This is a genomic window from Streptomyces sp. ADI96-02, assembly GCF_003846185.1.
GTDB lineage: Bacteria > Actinomycetota > Actinomycetes > Streptomycetales > Streptomycetaceae > Streptomyces.
The window spans coordinates 3,519,682-3,528,530 of the sequence record NZ_ML123034.1 but is presented as its reverse complement, the minus strand read 5'-3'; the positions used below and the strand labels follow the sequence as shown (position 1 = coordinate 3,528,530).

Sequence of the window (8,849 nt, the reverse complement as noted above, 5' to 3'; positions counted from 1 at the left end):
ATCCTTTCGGGCCTGATTCCCAGTCAGCGGGGCTTGTCATCCCGGCCGTTGGGCCGTTCCGACGCTCAAACTCTAGCGGATTCTCCCGGCGGCTCATAATCGAGCCTTCGCGCCTTCGAAATGAATTCCGGCATGCAGAAATCATCCCGAGTGGGAGGTCGTACTGAAGTTTGATTGCCGCGTGTGCGGCGGGATCGGTTGCCGCCGTAGCCTTTCGGCTCCGTGACAACTCGAAGAACCTTACGGATCGGACGGAGCCGTGTCAACCCCGTCCTACGTCCCTCTTCCTGTCCCTCTTCTCCCTCTTCGCGCCGTCCCCGCACGCGCCGCCCCCTGCTTCCCGGGACCTGCCCAGGCTCCCCAGGCGCCCGGACGTTCAGTCCAGGTCGGTGAGCCGGCCGCCGGCGTCCGGCTGGGAGTGCTCCACACGACGCAGGAGGCGGACCAGCAGCTCGCCGAGGACTCTGCGTTCCTCGCCGGAGAGGTCCTGGAGGATGTCCTCCTCGAAGTCGCTCGCCATACGCATCGCCTCAAGCCACTTCGTACGGCCCTCGTCCGTCAGCTCGACGATGACGCGGACCCGGTTGTTCTCGTCGCGGTCCCGGGTGACCAGGCCCTCGCCGGCCATCCGGTCGACACGGTGGGTCATGGCGGCCGGGGTCAGGCCGAGGCGCTTGGCCAGCTCGCCGGGGCCGAGCCGGTACGGGGCGCCCGCGAGGACCAGGGTCTTGAGGACCTCCCACTCCGCGTTGCTGATCCCCAGGGTGGCGACCTGCCGCCCGTAGGCGACGTTCATACGGCGGTTCAGGCGGCCCAGCGCGGAGACGACCTGCTCGACCTGGGGGTCGAGGTCGCGGAACTCTCGCTGATAGGCGGCGATCTGCTCGTCGAGGCTCGGCTCCTGCGGGCCGGGCTCCTCGGTGCTCTCGGACATGGCGGGCAGTATGGCACGCCCTCACCCTCATTGAAGTCCTTCATGCTGTAGTTTTCACTGTCTAACTTTACTGCTAAAGTCTTCGAGTCTGATTCCTTACAAAATCTTGAGGTAGGTGAGTGTGACCAGGGAGATGGGCGCAGCGCTGCGCCGGATCCAGCTGGGCAGCGCGCTGAGCGCGTTCGGGCTGGGGTTCACCGTTCCGTATCTGTACGTGTACGTGGCGCAGGTCCGGGATCTGGGCGCCGGTACGGCGGGAGTCGTACTGGCGGTCTTCGCCATGGCGGCACTGGCCGTCCTGCCGTTCACCGGCCGGGCCATCGACCGGCGGGGCCCGTTGCCCGTGCTGGTCGTGGCCTCCGGTCTCGCCGCCGTGGGTGCGGCGGCTCTCGGGTTCTCCGGCAGTGTGCCGGCGGCCGTACTTTCGGCCGCCGTCCTCGGCGCGGGCACCGCCGTCATGCAGCCGGCGCTGGCCACGATGCTGGTCTGGTGTTCCAGCACGGCCACCCGTACGCGGGCCTTCGCCACCCAGTTCTTCCTGCAGAACCTCGGCCTCGGCCTCGGCGGACTCGTCGGCGGGCAACTGGTGGACGTGAGCCGGCCGGCGAGCTTCACGATGCTCTTCCTCATCGAGTCCGTGATGTTCGTGGTGCTCGGTGTCGTCGTGACGACCGTGCGGATGCCGCGTACCGCGGCCCTTCACGGCGCGCGGCCCGCCGACGGGTCCGCCGCGAAGGGCGGCATGCGCGCGCTGCTCTCGCACCGGGCGATGGTGCAGCTGTGCGTCCTGGGCTTCGTGCTCTTCTTCGCCTGCTACGGCCAGTTCGAGTCCGGCCTCGCCGCGTACGGCACCGAGGCCGCCGGGATCGAGCCCTCGACGCTCGGTATCGCGCTCGCGGCCAACACGGCGGTCATCGTCGTGGCGCAGTTCGTCGTGCTGCGACTCGTGGAGCGCCACCGTCGCAGCCGGGTCGTCGCGGCCGTCGGGCTGATCTGGGCGTTCGCCTGGATCGTCGCCGGTTACGCGGGGCTCGGCCACGGCAGCCAGGCGATGGCGACGGCCGCGTTCATCTCGACGTACGCCCTGTTCGGGCTCGGCGAGGCGATGCTGTCGCCGACCGTCGCCCCGCTCGTCGCGGATCTGGCGCCGGAGTCGATGGTCGGGCAGTACAACTCGGCGTTCGCCCTGTGCAAGCAGCTCGCGCTCGCGGTCGGTCCGGCGATCGGCGGGCCGATGGGGGCCTCGCTGCACGCCCCGTACATCGTGACGTTCGTGCTGTTCTCGCTGGGCATCACCGTGCTCGCGCTGCGGCTCGGCCGCCACCTCACTCCCGTGCAGGACCAGCCGTCGCTCGTGGCGGCTCCCTCCCGGGTGGTGGCGGTCTCACTGCCCGACGGCGGGCAGCCCGCGACCAGCGGGACCGGCGGGGAGACGGCCGTCCGGCCTGTCCCCGCCGCCGCGCCCGCCGGTCACTGAGGCAGCGCGAACTCGCACCAGACCGCCTTGCCGCCGCCCGGTGTGCGCCGGCTGCCCCACGACGTGGCGATCGCCGCGATGATCGAGATGCCGCGTCCCGCCTCGTCCGCCGGCTCGGCGCGGCGGCGGCGCGGCAGGTGGTCGTCGCCGTCGGTCACCTCGATGATCAGCCGCCGGTCGGTACGCCGCAGCCCCAGGCGCATCGGCGGGGTGCCGTGCTGGAGGGAGTTGGCGACGAGTTCGCTGGCGGCCAGCACGCCGAGATCGCGCAGTTCGACCGGGAAGCGCCAGGACGTCAGGACGCCGGTGGCGAAGGCCCGGGCGCGCGGGGCGGCCTCGACACCGCCGAGCAGTTCGAGCGCGGCGTTGTGGAACAGTTCCGCGCTCGGCCCCTTGCGCGCGGGGTGCTGGACCACCAGGACCGCAACGTCGTCGTCGTGTTCGGCGGTCACGCCGAGGGAGCGGATCAGCCGGTCGCAGACGACCTGCGGTGATCCCTTGGCGCCGGAGAGGGCGCGGGCCAGGGAGGCGACGCCCTCGTCGATGTCCTCGCTGCGCCGCTCGACCAGGCCGTCGGTGTAGAGGACCGCGGTGGAGCCGGGCGGCAGCGCGATCGTGCCCGAGGTGTGGATCCAGCCGCCGGTGCCGAGCGGCGGTCCGGTGGGGTCGGCCGCGCGGTGGACGTCGTCGTTCTCGTCGCAGACGAGGATCGGGAGGTGCCCGGCGGAGGCGTAGACCAGCTGCCCCTCGTTCGGGTCGTGGACGGCGTAGACGCAGGTGGCGATCTGGCTGGCGTCGATCTCGGCGGCGAGGCCGTCCAGCAGCTGGATCACCTCGTGCGGCGGGAGGTCGAGCCGGGCGTAGGCGCGCACCGCGGTGCGGAGCTGGCCCATGACGGCGGCGGCCCGCACGCCGCGCCCCATCACGTCGCCGATCACCAGGGCGGTGCGGCCGGCCCCGAGGGTGATGACGTCGTACCAGTCGCCGCCGACGGCCGCGTCGGTGCCGCCGGGCTGGTAGGTGGCGGCGATCCGCAGGTCGTCGGGCTGTTCCAGCTCCTGCGGGAGCAGGGAGCGCTGGAGGGTGACGGCCGTCTCGCGGTGGCGGCGGTCGCTGGCGCGCAGGCGCTCGGCGGCTTCGGCGTGATCCGTGACGTCCGCGGCGTGGACCAGGACGCCTCCGTCGCCCCTGCCGTCCCGGACCGCCACCGGCGTGCAGGTGACCGTGTACGAACCGCCCTCGGCGGTGCGGCGGGACTTGACGGTGCGTGGGGTGCCGCTGCGCAGGACCTGGTCCAGCAGGGGCAGCACGCTCAGCTCGGCCAGCTCGGGCAGCGACTCGGCGGCGGGGGCGCCGCACGAACGGGGGCCGAACGTGCCCTCGTACGCCTCGTTGACATAGGCGACGCGGTGCTCGGGGCCGTACAGGAGGGCGACGGGGGCGGGCAGTCTGCCGAGGATCTCGCGGGCCGAGAGATCGTCGAGGGCGAGGCCGGCGAGGGCCTGCGCGGGGGCGGTTTCGCAGGACGGCGGGGAGGGGTGGTCCGGCAGCGGCGCGGCGCCGTCCGGCTGGGCGTACTCGGCGCGGGCCGCGGGTACGGAACCGCGGTCGTCCCGCGCGGCAGCTCGACGCTGCGTTCCGGGAAGGCGGGCGCTCCAACGCGTGAAGTTCACGGAATTTCTGGCCTCGTGTGTCGGTCTGGTCCGCTCGGGCGGGCTGCTTCTTCTGCCGGATTCGGGGATTCCGGGGGCCGGACCCCCGGGAAGGCGCAGCCGGGCCTCGTCGTGCTGTTGGTGCGTCGCTGCTGGTCACTGCTGGTCACTGACGGCCGGGTCACTCTGTGCAGGTGTGGGCCCACCTATGGTCACACGTCCAGTGTGACCGACCGTACTGACAGTCGCCGTCCGGACGAGGGTCAACGGCCTTGGTGCGGGCGTCCGGTGGGCGGTCGGCGGGTCGCGCCGGGCGGGTCAGCGGGGCGGTTCCGGCGGCAGTTCGCCCGGCAGGTCGCCCGGCGGTCCGTCGCGGCGGTCGGGCCGGTCGGGCCGCTCCGCCCTGGTGCCGAGGCGCGGGCGGCCGGCCGTGCCGCCGGCCGCGAGTTCGAACTCGGCGCGGGGGTGTTCCAGCGATCCGAGCGAGACGATCTCGCGTTTGAACAGTCCGGCCAGTGTCCATTCGGCGAGGACCCGCGCCTTCCGGTTGAACGTCGGCACCCGGCTCAGGTGGTACACGCGGTGCATCAGCCAGGCCGGGTATCCCTTGAGCCTGCGCCCGTAGACGTGGGCGACGCCCTTGTGCAGGCCGAGGGAGGCGACGGAGCCCGCGTACGCGTGCCGGTACTCCTCCAGCGGGCGGCCGTCGATCGCCGCGAGGACGTTCTCGGCGAGGACCTTCGCCTGGCGGACGGCGTGCTGGGCGTTGGGGGCGGTCTCGCGGCCGGGTTCGGCGGCGGTGAGGTCGGGGACGGCCGCCGCGTCGCCGGCGGCCCAGGCGTGCGGTGTGCCCTCGACGCCGAGGGTGGCGGTGCAGCGGATCCGGCCGCGTTCGGTGAGCGGCAGGTCGGTGGCGGCCAGGAGGGGCGCGGGCTTGACCCCGGCGGTCCACACGAGCGTCCGGGTGGGGAAGCGGGAGCCGTCGCTCAGGACGGCGACCCGGTCCTCGCAGGTCTCCAGGCGGGTGTCGAGGCGTACGTCGATGTTGCGGCCCCGCAGCTCGCGGACGGCGTACGTGCCCATCGCCACGCCGACCTCGGGAAGGATGCGCCCGGACGCCTCGACCAGGATCCATTTCAGGTCGGCGGCCTTGATGTTGTGGTAGTACCGCGAGGTGTAGCGGGCCATGTCCTCCAGTTCGGCGAGGGCCTCGACGCCCGCGTAGCCGCCGCCGACGAAGACGAAGGTGAGGGCGGCGTCGCGGATCGCGGGATCGCGGGTGGCAGAGGCGATGTCCATCTGCTCGATGACGTGGTTGCGCAGTCCGATGGCTTCCTCGACCGTCTTGAAGCCGAAGCCGAAATCGGCCAGTCCGGGAATGGGCAGGGTGCGCGAGACGGATCCGGGGGCGACGACGATCTCGTCGTAACCGATCTCCAGGGCTCCGGTGCCGTCCTCGGCGGTGGCGAGCGTGGTGACGGTCGCGGTCCGTTTGGCGTGGTCGACGCGCTCGGCCTCGCCGATGACGATCGTGCAGTGGTTCAGGACGCGGCGCAGCGGCACGACCACGTGGCGCGGCGAGATCGAGCCGGCCGCCGCTTCGGGCAGGAACGGCTGGTACGTCATGTAGGGCTCGGGCGTGACGACCACGATCTCGGCGTCGCCGCTTCTCAGTCTCTGCTTCAGCTTCCGCTGGAGACGCAGCGCTGTGTACATCCCCACGTAGCCGCCGCCGACGACGAGGATGCGGACACCTGGCCGGGTGCCGGGGGTCGTTCCCCGGGATTCTGGAGCCATCACCACCCCATGACGCAACGGAGTCCCGGGTTTGTCCACAGGCCCGGCAAATTGTGTGACCGGAGGTTTCCGGGTGGCGGTCGTGGACCGCGGGGGTTTCGGTACGGGAGCCGCGCAGGTCAGGTGCCACATGGAGGGTGAGCGGGCGGGGGTCGTTCGGGAGACGGCGGGCTCCTGCGCCGATCGGGGAGCGGCCCATGCGGAACTGCCCCCTTCTGAATTGACGCAGGCTCAACTATGTTCGTAACCCGTCGGGGTGTCGGGTGCGGATTTCGTTGTGCTCCGCTCCTCGACTGACACGGCGGGGAAGTCTCCGGGGGGAGACGTCATAACCGGGGGAAGTTATGCATATTCAGGATTCGCATGGGCAGTCCGCGCTTTCGCACGCGTCCGAGAACCGCGGGCGGCTGGGCTCCGTGGGGGCTCTCGGCGTCATGAGCTCGGCCGACGCCGTGCGCTCGGCCGCGGCGGTGAGCGCTGCCGCCATGAGTTCGACGGCCTTGGGAACGACGGCCGCGAAGCCGGCCGGGCCCGGGTCGACGGGATCGACGGTTACGGGATCGACGGTTACGGGATCGGCGGCGACGGGGGCGACGGCCATCGGACAGGCGGCCGACGGACGGGCGGCCAACGGACAGGTTCCGGACGGGCCGACGGCCACCGGGACCGCGGGCGTGGTCCGTTCGGCCCCGCTGCGGGTGGACGCCCAGCGCAATCTGGAGCATGTCCTGCGCGCGGCACGCGAGGTGTTCGGGGAGCTGGGGTACGGCGCGCCGATGGAGGACGTGGCGCGTCGCGCCCGGGTCGGCGTCGGGACCGTCTATCGCCGCTTCCCGAGCAAGGACGTGCTGGTGCGCCGGATAGCCGAGGAGGAGACCTCCCGGCTGACCGATCAGGCGCGTACGGCTCTGGGGCAGGAGGAGGAGCCCTGGTCGGCGCTCTCCCGCTTCCTGCGGACGTCGGTGGCCTCGGGTGCGGGCCGGCTGCTGCCGCCGCAGGTGCTGCGGGTCGGGGTCGAGGTGGAGGGGGCGGACGCCCCGACGGCGGGCGCGGGTACGGGTACGGGCGCTCCGGCGGCGGACGGCCCTGTGGACGAGACGCGCGTTCCGCCGCAGCGGCGGGGCCTGGACCAGGTCGGGGCGCGGTCGGAAAGCCGGCGGACCGTGGTCGTCGAGGGGCTCGACGCTCTCAGCGAGGAGACGGGCGCGGTCGAGCTGCTGGAGGTCGTGGGGCGACTCGTCGACCGGGCCCGGGAGTCGGGTGAGCTGCGCAAGGACGTGACGGTGGCCGACGTGCTGCTCGTCATCGCCACGGCCGCCCCGTCGCTGCCGGACGCGGCGCACCAGGCCGCGGCTTCGGCCCGGCTGCTGGACATCCTGCTGGAGGGGCTGAGGTCGAGGCCCGCGCGGTAGCGGCGCGCGGGGCGGCGAGGGCACGCACCCGCGCCGGGCTGCGGGCTGCGGGCTGCGGGCGGATGGTGAGCCGGGCGCTTCGCCGGGCTCACCGCCGTGCCCCCTACTGGTCGCTCCGCAGTGCCCCCTGCCGGTCGCTCGGCCGGCCGCTCCGTCCGTGGCGCACTGTGTCTCGACGCGGGCTGAGCCAGCAGAGGCTCGGCGCGGGCTGAGCAGCAGCCGCCCCACGGCGCGGGTGGGGCGACCGTGGCTCTGCACGGGCGGCGCGACCGACCGGAGTTCGTTCCCCGAAAGAAGGGACTTCAGCACTGGCATTCGAAAAACGCCCCGGATGAGTGGTTGGCGGGGATGAACAGACGCCGCCGCGGGGCCGTGTGGCACGCTTGCCGGGTGTTCGGGTCCGAAGGTGCATACGGGGGCTTCCGCGATGAGCGGCAACGAGCAGCAGAAGGAACCGCTCGACGAGATCGCTTCCGCGGGGCGGCGCCCGGCGGCCGACGATAATCCCTTCGAGGCGCCGATTCCCGCCGAACGGCCGCCCTCCGGCGGTGACGGTGAGGGCGGCCCCGAGGGCGGTACGGTCCTTCCCGGCCCGTGGCCGGCCGCCCGGCCCGAAGGCCGTGCCGCCGCCGTAGGCGGGTACGCGGTTCCGCAGCAGCGCGAGGGGGGCAGCGGCTCCGCCGAAGCGGTGCTGTCCGACGCCCAGTTGATCGAGGGCATGCGCGGCGGCGACGACCGGGCCTACGCGGAGCTGTTCCGGCGGCACTCGGGGGCGGTGCGGCGTTACGCCCGCAGTTGCTGCCGGGACGCCCACACCGCCGACGACCTCACCGCCGAGGTGTTCGCGCGCACCTTGCAGGCCGTCCGGGGCGGCAAGGGGCCGCAGGAGGCCGTCCGGGCCTACCTGATGACCGCCGTTCGCCATGTCGCCGCCGCCTGGACGAAGAGCGCCGGGCGCGAGCACCTGGTGGACGACTTCGCGGTGTTCGCGGCGCAGGCCGCACGCACCTCGGAGCTCTCGGACGACGCCGCCCACGGTCTCGGGGCCGAGGTTCTGGCGATGCGCGAGGCCGAACAGTCCATGGCGATGCGGGCGTTCCGCAGTCTGCCCGAACGCTGGCAGGCGGTGCTCTGGCACACCACGGTCGAGGAGGAGTCGCCGAGCGAGATCGCCCCGCTGTTCGGTTTGACCCCCAACGCCACCGCTGTGCTAGCCAGTCGGGCCCGCGAGGGCCTCAAGCAGGCCTATCTCCAGGCCCATGTGAGCCGGGCGCTCACCACCGGGGGCGACTGCGCCGAGTACGCCGACCGGCTCGGCGCCCACGCCCGGGGCGGGCTGCGCCTGCGGGCCGAGCGCGGGTTGCGCAAGCACCTCGACGCGTGTGCGAAGTGCCGAGTGGCCGCGGGTGAGCTGGAGCAGGTGAACGCCGGGATTCCGGCGCTGCTGCCCGTGGCGGTCATCGGGTGGTTCGCCGCCGGGTACGCGCTCAAGGCGGCGGGCGTCGTCGCGGGCGGTGCGGCGGGGGCCGCCGGGGCAGGGGCCGCGGCGGCGGCGACCGGCGGGAGTTCGTCCGCCG

At 72.8% G+C, this 8,849-nt stretch carries 6 protein-coding genes; 3 read left to right on the top strand and 3 right to left on the bottom strand.

What is annotated here, in order from left to right; all coding sequences use genetic code 11:
* Positions 1-376: 376 nt before the first annotated feature.
* The gene (locus EES43_RS15440; protein ID WP_124269258.1) at positions 377-934 is read right to left on the bottom strand and encodes a MarR family winged helix-turn-helix transcriptional regulator; all 558 of its coding nucleotides are present in this window, start codon (positions 932-934) and stop codon (positions 377-379) included.
* A gap of 133 nt (positions 935-1,067) precedes the next feature.
* Between EES43_RS15440 and EES43_RS15435 the strand changes: the two genes are divergently transcribed.
* Positions 1,068-2,411, top strand: a complete 1,344-nt coding sequence (locus tag EES43_RS15435) for an MFS transporter (RefSeq protein ID WP_124271994.1) — start codon at positions 1,068-1,070, stop codon at positions 2,409-2,411.
* Here EES43_RS15435 and EES43_RS15430 read toward each other — a convergent pair.
* Together EES43_RS15430 and EES43_RS15425 are read right to left on the bottom strand one after the other, a co-directional pair.
* Positions 2,405-4,084, bottom strand: a complete 1,680-nt coding sequence (locus EES43_RS15430) for an ATP-binding SpoIIE family protein phosphatase (protein WP_124269257.1) — start codon at positions 4,082-4,084, stop codon at positions 2,405-2,407. The genes EES43_RS15435 and EES43_RS15430 overlap by 7 nt on opposite strands.
* 297 nt (positions 4,085-4,381) lie before the next feature.
* Positions 4,382-5,860 carry an NAD(P)/FAD-dependent oxidoreductase gene (locus EES43_RS15425; protein WP_124269256.1) on the bottom strand — a complete coding sequence of 493 codons (1,479 nt, stop codon included), beginning with the start codon at positions 5,858-5,860 and terminating at the stop codon, positions 4,382-4,384.
* Positions 5,861-6,534: 674 nt separating this feature from the next.
* Between EES43_RS15425 and EES43_RS15420 the strand changes: the two genes are divergently transcribed.
* The gene (locus tag EES43_RS15420; protein ID WP_241192441.1) at positions 6,535-7,272 is read left to right on the top strand and encodes a TetR/AcrR family transcriptional regulator; all 738 of its coding nucleotides are present in this window, start codon (positions 6,535-6,537) and stop codon (positions 7,270-7,272) included.
* A gap of 427 nt (positions 7,273-7,699) precedes the next feature.
* Positions 7,700-8,849: sigma-70 family RNA polymerase sigma factor (locus EES43_RS15410; RefSeq protein WP_241192440.1), on the top strand; the 1,150-nt coding region annotated here is incomplete at its 3' end.

Excerpts from the sequence above, each read along its gene's own strand:
- EES43_RS15440 (WP_124269258.1), bottom strand. The coding sequence starts at position 934 with ATGTCCGAGAGCACCGAGGAGCCCGGCCCGCAGGAGCCGAGCCTCGAC.
- EES43_RS15435 (WP_124271994.1), top strand. The coding sequence starts at position 1,068 with ATGGGCGCAGCGCTGCGCCGGATCCAGCTGGGCAGCGCGCTGAGCGCG.
- EES43_RS15425 (WP_124269256.1), bottom strand. The coding sequence starts at position 5,860 with ATGGCTCCAGAATCCCGGGGAACGACCCCCGGCACCCGGCCAGGTGTC.